The 15820-nt window shown below is 65.9% G+C and carries 16 protein-coding genes; 3 read left to right on the top strand and 13 right to left on the bottom strand.

Annotation, left to right across the window (positions count from 1 at the left end; all coding sequences use genetic code 11):
- Window positions 1-32 precede the first annotated feature (32 nt).
- From ACQR10_RS11385 to ACQR10_RS11330, 12 genes are all read right to left on the bottom strand, one after another.
- Complete coding sequence (locus ACQR10_RS11385; protein ID WP_316215961.1) at window positions 33-1313, bottom strand: alpha-glucosidase/alpha-galactosidase; 1281 nt, start codon at window positions 1311-1313, stop codon at window positions 33-35.
- A 96-nt stretch (window positions 1314-1409) separates the two neighbouring features.
- Window positions 1410-2435, bottom strand: a complete 1026-nt coding sequence (adhP, locus tag ACQR10_RS11380) for an alcohol dehydrogenase AdhP (RefSeq protein WP_315801129.1) — start codon at window positions 2433-2435, stop codon at window positions 1410-1412.
- Window positions 2436-2557: 122 nt separating this feature from the next.
- Window positions 2558-2971 carry a DUF2000 family protein gene (locus tag ACQR10_RS11375; RefSeq protein WP_315759242.1) on the bottom strand — a complete coding sequence of 138 codons (414 nt, stop codon included), beginning with the start codon at window positions 2969-2971 and terminating at the stop codon, window positions 2558-2560.
- A 124-nt stretch (window positions 2972-3095) separates the two neighbouring features.
- On the bottom strand, window positions 3096-3500 hold the full coding sequence (locus ACQR10_RS11370) for a DUF4189 domain-containing protein (protein WP_315801130.1): 405 nt from the start codon (window positions 3498-3500) through the stop codon (window positions 3096-3098).
- A gap of 90 nt (window positions 3501-3590) precedes the next feature.
- The gene (locus ACQR10_RS11365) at window positions 3591-5195 is read right to left on the bottom strand and encodes a molybdopterin-binding/glycosyltransferase family 2 protein (protein WP_316215960.1); all 1605 of its coding nucleotides are present in this window, start codon (window positions 5193-5195) and stop codon (window positions 3591-3593) included.
- Window positions 5192-5893, bottom strand: a complete 702-nt coding sequence (locus ACQR10_RS11360; RefSeq protein WP_316176906.1) for an XdhC family protein — start codon at window positions 5891-5893, stop codon at window positions 5192-5194. The genes ACQR10_RS11365 and ACQR10_RS11360 overlap by 4 nt, the downstream gene beginning before the upstream one ends.
- A 3-nt stretch (window positions 5894-5896) precedes the next feature.
- Window positions 5897-6220 (bottom strand): XdhC family protein, encoded by a 324-nt coding sequence (locus ACQR10_RS11355; RefSeq protein WP_315750017.1) that lies wholly within the window; start codon window positions 6218-6220, stop codon window positions 5897-5899.
- Between the two features lie 13 nt (window positions 6221-6233).
- The gene (locus ACQR10_RS11350) at window positions 6234-7439 is read right to left on the bottom strand and encodes a vWA domain-containing protein (RefSeq protein ID WP_316215959.1); all 1206 of its coding nucleotides are present in this window, start codon (window positions 7437-7439) and stop codon (window positions 6234-6236) included.
- A gap of 169 nt (window positions 7440-7608) precedes the next feature.
- Complete coding sequence (locus ACQR10_RS11345) at window positions 7609-8517, bottom strand: AAA family ATPase (protein WP_315801134.1); 909 nt, start codon at window positions 8515-8517, stop codon at window positions 7609-7611.
- Window positions 8518-8548: 31 nt separating this feature from the next.
- On the bottom strand, window positions 8549-9406 hold the full coding sequence (locus ACQR10_RS11340) for an FAD binding domain-containing protein (RefSeq protein WP_315801135.1): 858 nt from the start codon (window positions 9404-9406) through the stop codon (window positions 8549-8551).
- Between the two features lie 48 nt (window positions 9407-9454).
- The gene (locus tag ACQR10_RS11335; protein ID WP_006612357.1) at window positions 9455-9940 is read right to left on the bottom strand and encodes a (2Fe-2S)-binding protein; all 486 of its coding nucleotides are present in this window, start codon (window positions 9938-9940) and stop codon (window positions 9455-9457) included.
- A gap of 131 nt (window positions 9941-10071) precedes the next feature.
- The gene (locus tag ACQR10_RS11330; RefSeq protein WP_315801136.1) at window positions 10072-10518 is read right to left on the bottom strand and encodes an SRPBCC family protein; all 447 of its coding nucleotides are present in this window, start codon (window positions 10516-10518) and stop codon (window positions 10072-10074) included.
- Window positions 10519-10750: 232 nt separating this feature from the next.
- Between ACQR10_RS11330 and pcaD the strand changes: the two genes are divergently transcribed.
- A complete protein-coding gene (gene pcaD / locus ACQR10_RS11325) occupies window positions 10751-11533 on the top strand; it encodes a 3-oxoadipate enol-lactonase (RefSeq protein ID WP_316215958.1) in 783 nt (260 codons plus the stop codon).
- Window positions 11534-11555: 22 nt separating this feature from the next.
- Here pcaD and ACQR10_RS11320 read toward each other — a convergent pair whose 3' ends face one another.
- Complete coding sequence (locus ACQR10_RS11320; RefSeq protein WP_316215957.1) at window positions 11556-12104, bottom strand: hypothetical protein; 549 nt, start codon at window positions 12102-12104, stop codon at window positions 11556-11558.
- Between the two features lie 536 nt (window positions 12105-12640).
- On the opposite strand from ACQR10_RS11320, the gene ACQR10_RS11315 reads away from it, so the two are divergent.
- A complete protein-coding gene (locus ACQR10_RS11315; protein WP_316215956.1) occupies window positions 12641-13846 on the top strand; it encodes an HlyD family secretion protein in 1206 nt (401 codons plus the stop codon).
- Window positions 13846-15816, top strand: a complete 1971-nt coding sequence (locus tag ACQR10_RS11310) for a glycosyltransferase family 2 protein (protein ID WP_316215955.1) — start codon at window positions 13846-13848, stop codon at window positions 15814-15816. Before ACQR10_RS11315 ends, ACQR10_RS11310 begins: the two co-directional genes overlap by 1 nt.
- The last annotated feature ends 4 nt before the right edge of the window (window positions 15817-15820 follow it).

Below are 15820 nucleotides of genomic sequence, written 5' to 3'. Positions count from 1 at the left end.
GCGCGGCCCCTCATCAGACGAAGTCAGCGCGATCACGCGCAGGACCTGATGTAAGGCCGATTGATCTCCCAAAGCTCGTCCACGATCTGGCGCGCGGCGGCGGCCGAGTTGACGACGGGATCGATGAGGAGCGCCTGCAAGGCGAGATCCTTGGACGCCGTCATGGCCGCCTGCACCGCCAGTTGCTGAACCTGAACCTGGACCGACATCAGCTTGGCGACGGCATCTGGAAGCGGGCCCAGCGAAACCGGATGGATGCCGACGCGATCCGCGACAACGGGCACTTCGACAGCGGCCTCGGCAGCCAGGTTGGGAATGACGTGACGGTTCAGAACGACGCCGGACTCGATGACCTGCTTGCGATCGTGCAGCACCGAACCGATCACGGTGACCGCGCGCTCTCCGGATGGCATTCGCCACCAGTCCGGCATGCCGGCTTTGCCCGCCAGGACCTCGTCGATCTGCCGAATCAGCTTGGCCCGCTCCGCCTCGTCCCACGCAAAGTCGTACCCGCTCTCGCCCGCTTCCCAGCCATAGGCGAGATACTCGCCGACATGGCTGTCGCCGCACCCCAGCCAGAAGCCGAAGTCGCGCAACAGCGCCCGCGTCAGTGGCGCGACCTTGGGGTCGTGGCTCGCAGCCTTTTCGCGAAGCAGTGGATAGAGATCGGCCCCGGTGTCGCGATCCCGGATCTGCACGAGGCATTGGAAATGATTGAGCCCGGCGCCCCACACGTCCACGCGCTGCTCCGGCAGTCCCAGAATGGAGGCCACCTGGCTGCGCGCGATGAAGATGCCGTGGCACAGGCCGATATGCGCGACGCGGCTGTGAAGCCCGAGCGCGAGGACGATGCGGCTCTCGGGATTGGAGAAGTTGATGAACAGCGCGTCCGGACAGCGCCGCTCCATCTCGCGCACGAAGTCGAAGACGACCGGCAGGGTACGGAGCGTGAAGAACAATCCACCAGGCCCGCCATTCTCACCCAGCGTGTGTCGGATGCCGTATTTGCGCGGCACCTCGAAATCGAGCTTCCACAGGCGGTTGCGGTCGATCGCGGTGGCATGGATCACGAAGCCGGCGCCGTCGAGCGCCGCGCGCCAATCCGTGGTCGCCTCGATCTTGAGGCCGGCGCCGGAGAGGTCGTTGAGCAGCCGGGCGAGTGCTTCCGACCGGGCAAGCCGGACCGGATCGCGGCCGATCAGCACGAGCGTCGAACCGGCGAGATCATGCGTCGAGAACAGGTCTCGGAAAACGCTGAGTCCGAAGGACGCGCTGCTCGCGCCGAGGAAGACGATCTTGGTGACGGCTGCCATGAACAATTTGTGCCAGCGCCGCGCGTCCCCCTTCCTGATCCAGATCAAACCGCCGCGAAGTGTTCGGCGCGGCGGCGCACCAATCGGTCATGCTGATCAGCCGAAGTCGAGCACCACGCGACCGTCGATCTTGCCGGCCTTCATGCGGTCGAAGACGGTGTTGATCTCCGACAACGGCGCCGTGGTCACCTCGGCCGTCACCTTGCCGTCCGCGGCAAACGCAATGGCTTCGTCGAGGTCACGCCTGGTGCCGACGATCGAGCCGCGCACGGTGATGCGCTTCAGCACGACATCGAAGATCGGCGTCGGGAATTCGCCCGGCGGCAAGCCGACAAGGCTGACCGTCCCCTTGCGGCGGACCATGTGCAGCGCCTGGGCAAAAGCCGGCGTCGACACCGCGGTGACCAGCACGCCATGAGCGCCGCCGCCGGTGATCCGGATCACCTGCTCCACGGCATCCTTGTCGAGCGCGTTGACGGCATGTTCGGCGCCCGCCTCCAGCGCGAGTTTCAGCTTGTCATCGGCGATATCGAGACCGATCGCCTTCAGCCCCATCGCCTTCGCGTACTGGATGGCGACATGACCGAGGCCACCGACGCCGGAGACCACCACCCACTCGCCGGGCCGCGTGTCGGTCTCCTTCAAGCCCTTGTAGGTGGTGACGCCGGCGCAGAGGATCGGGGCGATCCTGGCGAAGTCCACATTGGCCGGCAGACGCGCGGCGAACGCCGCGGACGCGATCACGTATTCGGCAAAGCCGCCATTCACGCTGTAGCCGGTGTTGTGCTGGTGCTCGCACAGTGTCTCCCAGCCGGTCTCGCAATACTCGCAGCGCAGGCAGGCATCGTGCAGCCAAGCCACGCCCACGGCGTCGCCGACCTTGAAGTCGGTGACCCCTGGGCCGAGCGCCGCGACGATGCCGGCCGCCTCGTGACCCGGGATGAACGGCGGCACCGGCTTCACCGGCCAATCGCCGGAGGCGGCGTGAAGATCGGTGTGGCAGACGCCGCAGGCCTTCACCCTGACCAGAATCTCGCCGGGTCCCGGCGCAGGAATTGGAACGTCCTCGATGACCAGCGGCTTGCCAAAGGCTTTGACGACGGCGGCTTTCATGGTCTGCATCTGTCTGCTCCTCATGTCGCGGCGCAAACTAACGACGTCGGAGTCGTCCGGTCTTGATCGGCGTCAAGCCGCGCCGCCGCATGAAGTAACAGTTTGATGACAGCGCAATGCGCCCGTTTCTGTCAGGCGTGAAATTTGAGTCCGTCGACGACCTTGTCGACCACCTTGCGCTCGGCACGAAACGCCAGTCCCACCAGATTGAGATCGGTGCGCGCCACCGCCTTCACGGCATCGCGGTTGGCCTCGTCATGCGTGGTCTTGAACATGTCCTCGGTGTAGAGCGCAGGCTTCACGCTGCGCGACAGCGCCCGATCCAGAGCACGCGCCAGCGCGGCACGATCCGGCGCGCCGTAGATCAGGATCGGCTGCCCGATCAACGCGTGATACAGGGTTGCCGAGCCGTCCTCATAAGGTGCGCCAATGCATTCGGGAAATGCGGCGGCGATGCCGCTGGAAAGAAACGCCGCGACGTTGAGCTTCTGCCAGGCTTCGAGATCGTTGCGGATGATCAGCGCGATCTTGGTGTCGAATTGCATGTCACTTCCGGGGTTCGATGTCATCGAACGCCGAGAATAGCCGAGCCGTTCTCGGGGTGAAGCATCGAAATGAAAGCGGACGTGGAACCCCGGCAGCCGAGCCGTTGAGATCATCAGACTTGAATCAACCCTTGGCGTCGCAGACCCAGGCGCGGATGACGCATTCCTTGCCGCCATATTTGTAGCATTCCCGGGTCGCCTCGTTGAGTGAGGTCGAGATCGTCGGCCGAACAGCATAGCCGTGGGCGCCGCAGGGATTGGTGAGATCGACCGCGAACGCGGCGCAGGCCTTCTTCATCGTCACCGCGGTGCAGTCGCCCTTGCACTGCTTCAGCGCGGCGGCCTTGGCGAGATGCTCGGCGGGATAGTCGAACGCCTGGCCGTAGGCGGCGCACTGGCCCATGGCGAACGCGCCGGCGGCGTGGGCCGGGCTGATGGCGCTGGTGCTCGCGATGCGCGCGGCAGCAACGATCACGGTCAGTCCAAATGCAAACAGCGCGAAACGTCGCGCAGCGGTCGAAATGATCACTCTCTCCTCCCCCGAGGCCCAATGTCGGCAAATCTAGCCGGGGGTCGTTGAGACTTGGTGAATGGGAGGTTGAGGGCGGGCTACGTGGGCTCAGCCACGCCGCGCGGCTTCCAGCGCCTGCGGCGTGTCGATGTCGAGAAACGCGCTGTCACCGTCGACCGGCACCTCGGCGACGGCCTCGGTGTGCTTGGCGATCAGGTGCCGCGCGCCGACGTCGCCGTCCAGCGTCATCAGCTCGGCGAAGAAGCGGCGCGACCACAGCACGGGGTTGCCGCGGCGTCCTTCGGACACGGGCACCACGATCAAATTGCCGCGATCGGGCGCGAACGCGGCGATCAGACGGTCGAGCAGATCCGAGGAAACCATCGGCATGTCGCCGAGGCACACGACCGCGCCATCGACGCCCTCAGGCACCGCGGCAATGCCTGATTTCACCGAGCTGGCGAGGCCGCCGGCGAAATCGGGATTGCGGACGAAGCGGACCTTCAGGTCGGACAGCGCCTGTTCGACCAGCTCGGCCTGATGACCGGTGACGACGATGACTTCGCAGGCCCTGGAGGCCAACGCCTGCTCGGTCACGATCCGCACCAGCTTCTTGCCGTCCAGCTCGGCCAGCAGCTTGTTCGGCCCCCCCATCCGGGTCGAGCGTCCGGCGGCAAGCACGACCGCGGCGACCTTGCGTTCGCCCTCGGCCTCCGGCTTGGCACGCGGCTGCGGCCGCGTCACGATTTCCATCAGCAGGCCGCCGACGCCCATCGCGGTCAGCTCGGCGCGGGTGACCTTGATGCCGGCGAGCAGCCGCATCAGCACCCAGTCGAAACCGTTTTCGGCCGGCGAGCGGGCGCAACCGGGCGCGCCGAGCACCGGCACACCGCCGGCATTGCCGATCAAGAGCAGATTGCCGGGATCGACCGGCATGCCGAAATGCTCGATGGCCCCGCCGATGCCGGTGATCGCGGCGGGAATGACGTCGCGGCGGTCGGCGATCGCGGACGCGCCGAACACGATGACGAGCTCGGCGCCCAGCGCCAGCAGCTCCCTGATCGCAGCCGCCAGCGCGGCCTGCTCATGCGGCACGCGGCGCTCGGCGATGATGGTGGCGCCGGCCGGTGCGAGCCGCTCTGCGGTGACGCGCAGCGTCTTGTCGATGACCTTGGGCGCGAGCCCAGGAAGAAGCGTCGAGACCACGCCGACGCGCTTGATCACATAGGAGGCGATGCTGAGCGCGCCCCTGCCCGCCGCAGCGACGGCGGCATCGCGCAGGCGGCCTTCGACGCCGAACGGGATCAGCTTGACGGTGCCGACCATCTCGCCTTCGACCACCGGCTTGAACGCCGGCAGGGTCGCAAAGGTGATGGCCTCGTCGACGCCGTTGATGCGCTCGACCGCGGCGCGGTCGATCATCAGCACGCCGGGCTGCGCCGCGAACAGATTGGCGCGCCCGGTGAAGGCGCGATCGACGTGAATGCCCGCGCCGGCGACGACCTTGGCGACATCGGCGGCCGCCTCGTCCTCAGAGACGTCGCCGGCCTCGAGCCGGACGACGACGATCTCCTTGACCTCTTCCCGGGCCAGCGCCTCGACCTCCGCGGGACCGATCAGCGTGCCCTTCTTCAGCACCAATGATCCCTTGCGCAGGGTGTGCACCGTCACCCCGCCGATCGCATCGGCCGGACTGGCAGGACCGAACTTCATGCCGCCTGCTCTTTCTCCTTGGCCGGCAACCGCAACGTGGCGGTGATCTGGGCCATGATCGAGACCGCGATCTCCGACGGCGACACCGCGCCGATGGCGAGCCCGATCGGCGCATGGATGCGGGCGATGTCGGCGTCGCTGGCGCCCTGCGCCCGTAGCCGATCATGACGCTTGGCATGCGTCTTCCGCGAGCCGAGCGCGCCGATGTAGAAGCAGTCGCGCGAGAACGCGTGCAGCAGCGCCGGATCGTCGATCTTGGGATCATGCGTCAGCGCGACGAAGGCCGTGTAGTGATCGACGTTGAGCGGCGGCAGCGCCACGTCGGGCCATTCCGCGATCAGCGGCACGTCGGGGAAGCGTTCGGGGCTGGCGAAGGCCGTGCGCGGATCGACGACGGTGACGTCATAGCCCAGCGACTTGGCGATCGGCGCCAACGCCTGGCTGATATGGACGGCGCCGATGATCACGAGCCTGGCCGTCGGGGCGTAGACGTTGAGGAACAGCCGCTTCCCGTCCACCTCGACCATGCCGCTCTTGCCCATGCGCAGATGCGTCGACAGCTCGTTGCGCAGCGGGTCAGTCGCGATGGCGGCGGCCTTGACCAGGCGCTGCGCGCCGGACGCGACGTCGGTGACGAGAATGGCCGGGCGACGCGCGGCACGCTCGGCGTTCAGTTCTGCCAGCGTTGCAAGTTGCATCGGTCAGCCCACTTTCTCGACGAACACGCGGATGGTGCCGCCGCAGGACAGCCCGACGTTCCAGGCGGTCTCGTCGGCGACGCCGAACTCAAGCATCTTCGGCTGGCCGCTGGAGATCACGTCCAGCGCCTCGGTGACGACCGCGCCCTCGACGCAGCCGCCGGACACCGAGCCCAGGAAGGTGCCCTCGTCGTTGATCACGAGGTTGGAGCCGACCGGGCGCGGGGCCGAGCCCCAGGTTTCGACCACGGTGGCGAGCGCCACGCCGTGACCGGATTTGTGCCAGTCCTCGGCGGCCCTGAGGATGTCTTCGTCGCGATTGAGCATGGTCATCTCCCTCTCAGGCGGCGGGCCGGATCGCGCTGCGCTGATGCGGCGGCAGCGGCGACGACAGCGCCGAGATCAGCGTCTCGATCGAGGTCAAGTTATGCACCGGGCGGAATTCGTCAACGTGGGGCAGCATGGTTTTGATGCCCTGCGCCTTCGCCTCGAAGCCGGAATAGCGCAGCAGCGGGTTGAGCCAGATCAGCCGCCGGCAGGAGCGGTGCAGCCGGTCCATCTCGAAGGCGAGCTTGCTGTCGGCCTCGCGCTCCAGCCCGTCGGAGATCAAGAGCACGATGGCGCCCTGCCCGAGCACGCGCCGCGCCCACTGCTTGTTGAAGGTCTGCAGCGAGGTGGCGATCCTGGTGCCGCCGGCCCAGTCCTCGACATTCGCCGAGCAGCTCGCCAGCGCCTCGTCGGGATCGCGCTGGCGCAGCGCCCGCGTCACGTTGGTCAGCCTCGTGCCGAACAGGAACACCGAGACCCGTTTGCGCGCATCGGTGATGGCGTGGAGGAAATGCAGGAACAGGCGGGTGTACTCGCTCATCGACCCGGAGATGTCGAGCAGCGCCACGATCGGCGCCGGCTTCTCGATCCGCCCCAGGCGATGGAAATTGATGATCTCGCCCTCGGTGCGCAGCGCCTGGCGCAGGGTCTTGCGCATGTCGATGCGGTGGCCGCGCGGATCGGTGGTGTGGCGGCGCGTCTTCAGCTCGGCCTGCGGCAGCCGCATCTTGGCGATCGCCCTGGTGACGTCGGCGATCTCCGCCGCGCTCATCTGCGCAAAGTCCTTCTTCTGCAGCACCTCGCGGTCGGACACCGAGAGCCGCAGGTCCTGCTCCTGCGCCTGCGGCTCCTCATGCATCTGCGGCTGCGACATCGCCTCCTGGACGCGGCGCGAGGCCGGCGGCGGCTTCTTCTTGGCGTGGTCCGGCAGCGGCACCGAATCGAGCATCGACTTCCATTCCTCGGCGGGACGGAAGAACAGGTCGAAGGCCTGGGCGAAGATCAGCGCGTGCTCGTGGCGCTTGACGAAGATCGATTCGAGCGTGGCGAAGACATCCGGCCGCTTGCCGATGTCGATGACCTCGAGCGCGGTCATGGCATCGATGACGGCGCCGGGCCCGACGGGCAGGCCCGCGGCGCGCAGCGCCCGCGCAAAGCCGGCGATGTTGTCGGCGATGCCGCCGGTCGGCGGCGCGAGGTGATTGATGCTGGTGGGCATGGCTCTATCCCCTCGTCATTCCAGACACACCTCAACTTGAGACCGTCATTCCGGGGCGCCCGAAGGGCGAGCCCGGAATCCATACTCACGATCGTGGTTATGGATTCCGGGCCTGCGTGCTGCGCACGCATCCCGGAATGACGACCTTTGTTAGAGGCACCAGCGTGAACTACGTCTCGCTGGTCGCGTCTTTGATCACCTTGTTCAACGCATCACCCTGCATGCGGGCGATGTCGTCCTGATATTTCAACAGCGCGCCCAGCGTGTCGCCGACGACCTCGGCGTTCAGCGAGCGCGCATCGAGCTCGGTCAGCGCGGTCGCCCAGTCGAGCGTCTCGGCGACCCCCGGCGACTTGTAGAAATCCTGGTCGCGCAGCGCTTGGACGAAGCGCACGATCTGCTGCGACAGCCGCTGCGAGATGCCGGGCAGCCGGGTCTTGACGATGGCGAGCTCGCGCTCGGCGGAGGGATAATCGACCCAGTGATACAGGCAGCGCCGCTTCAGCGCGTCATGGATCTCGCGGGTCCGGTTCGAGGTGATGATGACGATCGGCGGATGCGGCGCCTTGACGGTGCCGAACTCGGGGATCGTGACCTGGAAGTCGGAGAGGATCTCGAGGAGATAGGCCTCGAACGCCTCGTCCGCGCGGTCGAGCTCGTCAATGAGCAGAACCGGCGCGCCGGCGACATCCGGCTCCAGCGCCTGCAGCAGCGGGCGCTTGATCAGGTAGCGGTCGGCGAAGATGTCCGACGTCAATTGATCGCGGTCGACCTCGCCGCCCGCTTCCGCCAGCCGGATCGCGATCATCTGCGCCGCCGAGTTCCATTCGTAGACGGCGGAGGCGACGTCGAGACCCTCGTAGCACTGCAGCCGGATCAGCTTGCGGCCGAGCGCCGCCGACAGGACCTTGGCGATTTCGGTCTTGCCGACGCCGGCCTCGCCTTCGAGGAACAGCGGCCGGCCCATGCGCAGCGACAGATAGGTCACCGTCGCCAGCGATCGCTCGGCCAGATAGCCGCGCGAGGACAACAATTCGAGCATCGCGTCGACCGATGCTGGCAGGGCCGGAGCACTCATGGGCGAGACCGCTTCCTTCTTGACGCGTCCGTCACGAAGCCGGAGCCTCGGGTTCGGCGGCTCCCTCCGACGCGGTTGAGGCCTTGGCGCCGGTATTGGCCGCATCGACCGCACGGCGCGCCAGCACGCCGATCAGATGGGCACGATATTCGGCGCTGCCGTGAATGTCGCTGTTGAGGCCTTCGGCCGAGACCGGAATGCCTTCCAGCACCTTCGGCGAAAACCGCTTCTGCAGCGCCTCCTCGAAGGCGGTGACGCGGAACACGCCGTTGCCGCCGGCCCCGGTCACGGCGACCCGCACGTCCGACGGACGGCGCGCGACGAACACGCCGACCAGCGCGTAGCGCGAGGCCTGGTTGCGGAACTTCACATAGGCCGCCTTCTTCGCCAGCGGAAAGCTCACCTTGGTGATGATTTCGTCGGGCTCCAGCGCGGTCGTGAACAGCCCGAGGAAGAACTCCTCGGCCTTCAGCTTGCGCTTGTTGGTGACGATGGTGGCGCCGAGCGCGAGGCATGCCGCCGGATAGTCCGCGGTCGGATCGTTGTTGGCGATCGAGCCGCCGATGGTGCCGCGATGGCGCACCGCGGGATCGCCGATCAGGCTCGCCAGATGTGCGAGCGCAGGAATCGCCTCGCCGACAGTGGCGGAGTTGGCGACGTCGGCGTGACGCGCCATCGCGCCGATCACGAGGTTGCGGCCCTTCACCTCGATCGTATCGAGCCCCTCGACATGGGAGAGATCGACCAGATGCGGGGGGCTTGCGAGCCGCTGCTTCATGACCGGCACCAGCGTGTGGCCGCCGGCGACCAGCTTGGCGTCTTCGTTCTTGGTGAGGAGATTGGCGGCCTGGCGCACGGTCGCCGGCCGATGATATTTGAATTCGTACATGGGGAAATGTCCTGTGCGCAGCGGGCGGACTAAGGCGAGGTCAGACGTTTAGGCGAGGTCCGATTTGGCCATCGCCTTGGCGCCGGCGGCGATCGATTGCACGATGTTCTGATAGCCGGTGCAGCGGCAGAGATTGCCCTCCAGCTCCTCGCGGATGGTCTCTTCGCTGAGCTCATGTCCCTTGCGATGGACGAGATCGACCGCGGTCATGATCATGCCGGGCGTGCAGAAGCCGCATTGCAGGCCATGGTGCTCGCGAAACGCTTCCTGCATCGGATGCAGCGGCGCGCCGTCGGCGGCGAGCCCCTCGATCGTCCTGACCTCATGACCATCGGCCATGACGGCCAAGGTCGTGCAGGACTTGACCGCCTTGCCATCCAGATGGACGACGCAGGCGCCGCATTGCGACGTGTCGCAGCCGACATGGGTGCCGGTGAGGCGCAGATTCTCGCGCAGGAACTGCACCAGCAGCGTCCGCGGATCGACGTTCGCCGTGACGGGATTACCGTTCACAATCATGGAAATCTTGGCCATTCAGGACTCTCTATTATCCGCGCCACAGCGTTGCACTGCAGCGCAGCCCAGCAAAATCAGTCGAAAACCATCATATGGGCGCTCCCGGCGGCGGGCAACCTCGCCCCCGGCCGCGCATGGGTCGGTTGCGATCAGCCTTGAACCGCCTTGGCGAAGTTGGCGAAGAACTCGTCGGCGAGTTTCTTGGCGGTGCCGTTGATCAGCCGCTGGCCGAGCTGCGCCAGCTTGCCACCGATCTGCGCTTCGACATTGTAGGTCAGCAGCGTGCCGCCGTCCTTGTCCGCCAGCGCGACGACCGCACCACCCTTGGCGAATCCGGCGACACCGCCCTCGCCTTCGCCGGAGATCTTGTAGCCGTTCGGCGGATCGAGATCGCTCAAGGTCACCTTGCCCTTGAAGCGCGCGGAGACCGGTCCGACCTTCATCTTGGCGACGGCGCGGAGGCCGCCATCCTCGGTCCTCTCCAGCTCCTCGCAGCCGGGAATGCAGGTCTTGAGCACCTCCGGATCATTCAGCTTGTCCCAGACCTGCTCTCGCGAAGCGGCCAGCTGGACCTCGCCCGTCATCGTCATTGCCATGTGCATCTCCCCCCGATTGGCGCGGTTAGAGGCATTCAAGTAAAGCACCGAACGCCCAAAAGGAAGGGCGGGCAGCGCCCGGAAGCGTTGCAGAAAAGCCGGAGCACCGCAGCATTCCGGACCTCGCCGCCGTCGGGTTTTGATTGGCAGACGGCGGCGGCGGTGCTTAGTTCGCCATCAAATCTGCACGATTCCTCCGGCGGCGCGACCGCCTGCGACAAGGATTCCGCCCATGCCGATGATCGATGCCGATGGCTGTCTGTTGAATGTCACCGTCGAGGGCCGCGACGGCGGGCCGACCCTGATGCTGTCGAACTCGCTCGGCTCGACCCTGCAGATGTGGGAGCCGCAGATGCGCGCCTTCACGCAGGTGTTCCGCGTGATCCGCTATGACCGGCGCGGTCATGGCAAATCGCAAGTGCCGCCCGGGCCCTACTCGATCGAGCGATTCGGCCGCGATGCGCTGGCGATTCTCGATGACCTCAACATCGAGAAGGTGCACTGGTGCGGCGTGTCGATGGGCGGCATGGTCGGGCAGTGGCTCGCCGCCCATGCCCCTGAACGCGTCGGCAAGCTCGTGCTCGCCAACACCACCTGCTACTACCCCGATCCGGCAATCTGGGACGCCCGCATCAAGGCGGTCGAGGACAGCGGACTCGCTGGAATTGCCGACACGGTCATCGCCGGCTGGTTGACGCAGGAGTTTCGTGATCACAATCCTGATGTCGCCGATCGGATGAAGGCAATGCTCACGGCCACCCCGGTCGAGGGCTATCTCGCTTGCTGCAAAGCACTGCGGGCGCTGGACCTGCGCGAGGATCTGCCAGCCATCAAGAGCCCTACCCTCGTCGTGGCCGGCCGCTACGACAAGTCGACGCCGATCGCGATGGCGGAAGCGATCCGCAGCCGGATCGCCGGCGCCAGCATGACCATCGTCGATGCCGCGCACATCTCGAATGTCGAGGCGGCAGGCCAGTTCAACGATGCCGTGCTGGGCTTTCTGACCCAGCGCTGACGCACCGCGACGGATCGGGGCGTCATGCCTGCTGCGGCGACGGTGTCGCCGTGGGCTCCATCATCTTCGGCGGAGCGGATGCGGAAGACGGCGAGGCCTGCGTCGACGGCTTCTCCACGAGCATGACGATGGCCGTGCCGAGCAGCATCAGGAGTTCCGTGGCATGCAGACGCAAGGCCTGGGGCTCCCCGACTTTGGCGGCCATGATCATGCTGAAGAAGGCGAGCATGCTGCCGAAGCCGAGCCCGATCGACAGCGCCTCGACATAGCCGGCCACCTTTCGCACCCGCGGAACCAGGATCAGCACCAGGAACATCGCGAAGAAGCCTGCGACCGTCAGTCGCGCCAGCGCAAGCAGCCAGGCGGCACGGACCGTCTCGATGCCCGACAGCTGCAGATGGTCGCTGATGAACAGCGCCACCGCGATATTCGGCCGCGCGAACAACCCCTGGATCGGCGAAACCATGATCTGAAACGCGATGATGGTCCAGGCGGGCACGAAATAGAGCGCCAGCAGCACACCGTTGACGCAGCTGAGCCGCCAATTCCTGATCACGCAATCCTTGATCATGTCACGCCCACCTTTGCATCCCACAAACCGCCCGTCCGGCCGATTTCCAGACGAGCTAACGCCCGGCAAACCCGCACGGCAATTTAAACCATTCGTTTACCTTAACAGGGGGGCGACGGGCGCGAGAGTCCACCGTCCAATCGCCGTGGAGACGGTGCTGATGACCTCGCCGGTCAGGCCTCGAATATCCGCGTGACAGCGGCCTTTCCGACCATTGACGCGTCCTCGAACATCTGCATCGCATCGAACATTGCGCCCGCTCGGTCTTCCTCCCCCCCCCCCCGCGATGCGGCTCCTCCGGCGAAAGACCGCCGTCGCCGACGCCTGCATCGGGGCACGATCGATGCGCCGGCAGCCCGATCGCGGCGGCAGCCGCTGATATCGTCCAGGCGCCTCGCAATTCTGTGCCGCCCCATCGGTGTTCTTGACTAGCGTCAAAGTAGCCGGACAATTAAATACTATCTTAACACGAGCACCACTGCGTTTCGCACAGCGGGATGATGATGCGGCAGGCAGCTGCCGAGCGGGAGTACCGCATGAGAGTAGCTCGGATCTTCGTCGGCATCCTCCTGCTCGCCGGCGGCCTTTACATCCTGATCGGCGAGCATTTCGCGGGAACTTCAGGCGACGCGACCGTCAATGCCCGGCTGTACGTCGTGCGCGCGCCGATCGAAGGCCGCGTGACGCTGGGGGTGAGCAATATCGGCGCGAGGGTCAATGCCGGGGAACTCATGGCCGAGATCGTCGATGACCGATTCGACACCACGCGCCTGCTCAATCTCGAGCGCGAACGTGACGAGCAGAAGATCGCGCTCAAGCGGGTTCCAGCGCAGCGTTCGGCGCTCGAGCAGGCCCGGGCCGCCTTCGCGACCCAGTCGGCCAACTACAAGACCGGCCGCGTCCGGCAGATCGCGGCACGCATCGCCGAGGCAAAGGCGGCGGAAGATGCCGCGGCCGCCCGGCTGAAGCTCGCGGATCTCACCTTCACGCGGGCCAACGAGCTGAAGGAACGCGGCGTCCAGACGATTGCCAGCCTCGACCAGGCCAGCGTGTCGCTCGATATCGCCAAGCAGGATGTCGAAAGCGCGAAGCAGCGCACCAACTATTTCGAGACCGAGCTGGGCTCCGCGCAATCGGGGGTCTTCATCGGCGACTCCTACAATGACGTGCCGTTCTCGATGCAGCGCATCCACGAGCTCGACCTGCGTCTCGCCGAACTTGCCGTGGACGAGCAGCAGATCCAATCCCGCCAGGTCCAGTACGAGCAGCAGATCAACGCCGAGCGCCTCCGGATCAACCGACTGACCTCGGCGACGCTGAGGGCCCGCGTGCCGGGCATGGCCTGGGACTTCCTCGTCGACGATGGCGAGTATGCCCGTCGCGGTCAGGATCTCGTCAAGCTGGTGGACTGCAACAGTCTCGTGGTGACCGCGAGCGTTCCCGAAAGGCTCTACGACAGCCTGTCGATCGGTGTCCCGGTGCAGTTCCGTCTGTTCGGCGACGACCGGATATTCGATGGAACGGTGACACGTCTCGGCGGCTCGGGCGCCTCGCAGCTCTACGCCAATCTCGCCGTCGGCCCGACGCCGCAGCACTTGCAGCGCTTCGACGTCACCGTGGCGGTGCCAGATCTCGCCAAGCAGCCGGACCTGTCCTGCGCGATCGGGCGCACCGGCCGGGTGATCTTCACCAGCGGGCCAATCGCGGCATTCCGCCGCTTCGTCACGCGGTACGGCTACTGATGCCGACGCTGTCACCGTTCCTGTCCGCGATCGCAGGCGTTGCGGTCGTCATCGGACTGCGCCTTCTCGTGCTGCCGCTGCTCAGCCCGAAGAAATGGTACTGGCGGGCTCTCCTGCTGGCCGGCTCCATCCTCCTGGGCTGGCGCTATATGGCTTGGCGTTTCACCGCGACGTTGGCCCCACTGGGATGGACGATCGATGCGGCGTTCAGCTGGGGCTTCGCCATTCTGGAAGCGCTGACGCTTCTGTCCTCGACCGTGGCCTTCACGATCATGGTTCGAACCAAGGAGCGGAGCACGGAGGCCGATCGCCATGCCGGCTGGTGGCTTCCGGGGCCGCCGCCTCGAGTCGATATCTTCATCCCGACCTACGACGAACAAATCGAGGTCCTGGAGCGAACTGTCGTCGGCGCCAAGGCAATTGAGTATCCGGCCTTTCGCGTGTTCATCCTCGACGACGGCGGCCGGGCCTGGCTGCGGGATTTCTGCGCCGAGCACGGCGTCGGCTATATCACCCGCACCGATAAGTCGCACGCCAAGGCCGGCAATATCAACAACGCCCTGCGGCTGCGGGCGCGTGATGCGGACCGGCCGGACTTCGTCGCCATATTCGACGCCGATTTCGTACCCCATCTCAACTTCATTGAGCGGACGCTGGCGTTGTTTCACGAGCCGACCGTGGGTCTCGTGCAGACGCCTCAGCACTTCTTCAATTCGGACCCGATTCAGCACAATCTCGGCATCGGCGCGGCATATCCCGACGATCAACGCCACTTCTTCGACAATGTCCAACCTTCGCGCGACGCCTGGGGCATCGCGGCCTGCAGCGGCACCTCGTCGATGCTACGGGCTCACGCCGTCGAGGAGATCGGTGGCGTGCCGACCGAGAGCGTCACCGAAGATTTCCTGCTCACGCTGCGGCTGTCCGAACACGGCTGGCGAACCGTCTACCTCAACGAGGCCCTGTCGGAAGGTCTCGCGGCCGAAGGCCTGCCGGAATACATGACGCAGCGCGGACGTTGGTGCCTCGGCATGATGCAGATCGTCCGCAACGTCTACAACCCGTTCGGACACAACAACCTCAAGCTGATCGACCGCGTGAGCGTCCTGGACTCGTTTCTCTACTGGACCACGGCCTTTTCATTCCGCCTCGCAGGCGTGGTCTGTCCGCTGCTATACTGGTGGACCGGCATCATGGTGGTCAACGCCACCGCCATCAACGTCATCAGCTACTACGCCCCATATTATCTCGCGCTGATGGCGACCTTGAACTGGATCTCCAAGCGGCTGTTCACGCCGATCCTCAACGATGTCACGCAGTTGATCGTGGCATGGCCGATCGCCCGCGCCGGCGCACTCGGTCTGCTGACCAAAGGACCGCACAAATTCGCGGTAACGGCCAAAGGTGGGGACCGGGCGAAGATCATCATCCAGTGGCGGTTGATGGCGCCATTCATCATCCTGCTCGCACTCTCGGTGGGCGGCCTGATCGTGCCGCTGACGACCGACTTCGTCTTCAATACTGCGGGGACCGCCGGAGACGGCGTCGTCGTCGTGATGTTCTGGACGATCTACAACATTCTGGTGCTGTCGGTGGCGATCGCCGTTTGCATCGATCGCCCACGGTACAACCGGCCGCAACGCCAGATCGTCGAGCCGATCACCCTGACAGTCGACGGCCGGGCGCAACGCGGCTGGATCGTCAATCTCGGTCCCGGCGGCGCACGCGTCAGCGGGCCGGTCGGCCTTGCAACCGGCGCCACCGGCACGCTCACCCTTCCGCTGGTCGGGGACGTCGAGACCACGGTCGCGGCACCGACCAACGACGGTTACCGACTCATATTTGCTGTTACCCCGCTACAGCGCGCGCAGATCATCGAGCGGCTGCACACGGCGAGCGGAGCGCCCGGCGCCGACAGCGGCGATCTCGGCCGCATGCTGCATGAGCTGGCGCGAGCCATGGCCGATTGAGGAG

The sequence above is a fragment of the Bradyrhizobium sp. HKCCYLRH2060 genome, assembly GCF_051168135.1.
GTDB lineage: Bacteria > Pseudomonadota > Alphaproteobacteria > Rhizobiales > Xanthobacteraceae > Bradyrhizobium.
The sequence above is the reverse complement of the archived record's forward strand: the minus strand, read 5'-3'. Positions and strand labels throughout refer to the sequence as shown.

Excerpts from the sequence above, each read along its gene's own strand:
- ACQR10_RS11345 (WP_315801134.1), bottom strand. The coding sequence starts at position 8,517 with ATGAGTGCTCCGGCCCTGCCAGCATCGGTCGACGCGATGCTCGAATTG.
- adhP (WP_315801129.1), bottom strand. The coding sequence starts at position 2,435 with ATGCAGACCATGAAAGCCGCCGTCGTCAAAGCCTTTGGCAAGCCGCTG.
- ACQR10_RS11330 (WP_315801136.1), bottom strand. The coding sequence starts at position 10,518 with ATGGCAATGACGATGACGGGCGAGGTCCAGCTGGCCGCTTCGCGAGAG.
- ACQR10_RS11315 (WP_316215956.1), top strand. The coding sequence starts at position 12,641 with ATGAGAGTAGCTCGGATCTTCGTCGGCATCCTCCTGCTCGCCGGCGGC.
- ACQR10_RS11365 (WP_316215960.1), bottom strand. The coding sequence starts at position 5,195 with ATGAAGTTCGGTCCTGCCAGTCCGGCCGATGCGATCGGCGGGGTGACG.
- ACQR10_RS11310 (WP_316215955.1), top strand. The coding sequence starts at position 13,846 with ATGCCGACGCTGTCACCGTTCCTGTCCGCGATCGCAGGCGTTGCGGTC.
- ACQR10_RS11335 (WP_006612357.1), bottom strand. The coding sequence starts at position 9,940 with ATGGCCAAGATTTCCATGATTGTGAACGGTAATCCCGTCACGGCGAAC.
- ACQR10_RS11340 (WP_315801135.1), bottom strand. The coding sequence starts at position 9,406 with ATGTACGAATTCAAATATCATCGGCCGGCGACCGTGCGCCAGGCCGCC.
- ACQR10_RS11385 (WP_316215961.1), bottom strand. The coding sequence starts at position 1,313 with ATGGCAGCCGTCACCAAGATCGTCTTCCTCGGCGCGAGCAGCGCGTCC.
- ACQR10_RS11375 (WP_315759242.1), bottom strand. The coding sequence starts at position 2,971 with ATGCAATTCGACACCAAGATCGCGCTGATCATCCGCAACGATCTCGAA.
- ACQR10_RS11355 (WP_315750017.1), bottom strand. The coding sequence starts at position 6,220 with ATGCTCAATCGCGACGAAGACATCCTCAGGGCCGCCGAGGACTGGCAC.
- pcaD (WP_316215958.1), top strand. The coding sequence starts at position 10,751 with ATGCCGATGATCGATGCCGATGGCTGTCTGTTGAATGTCACCGTCGAG.
- ACQR10_RS11350 (WP_316215959.1), bottom strand. The coding sequence starts at position 7,439 with ATGCCCACCAGCATCAATCACCTCGCGCCGCCGACCGGCGGCATCGCC.
- ACQR10_RS11320 (WP_316215957.1), bottom strand. The coding sequence starts at position 12,104 with ATGATCAAGGATTGCGTGATCAGGAATTGGCGGCTCAGCTGCGTCAAC.
- ACQR10_RS11360 (WP_316176906.1), bottom strand. The coding sequence starts at position 5,893 with ATGCAACTTGCAACGCTGGCAGAACTGAACGCCGAGCGTGCCGCGCGT.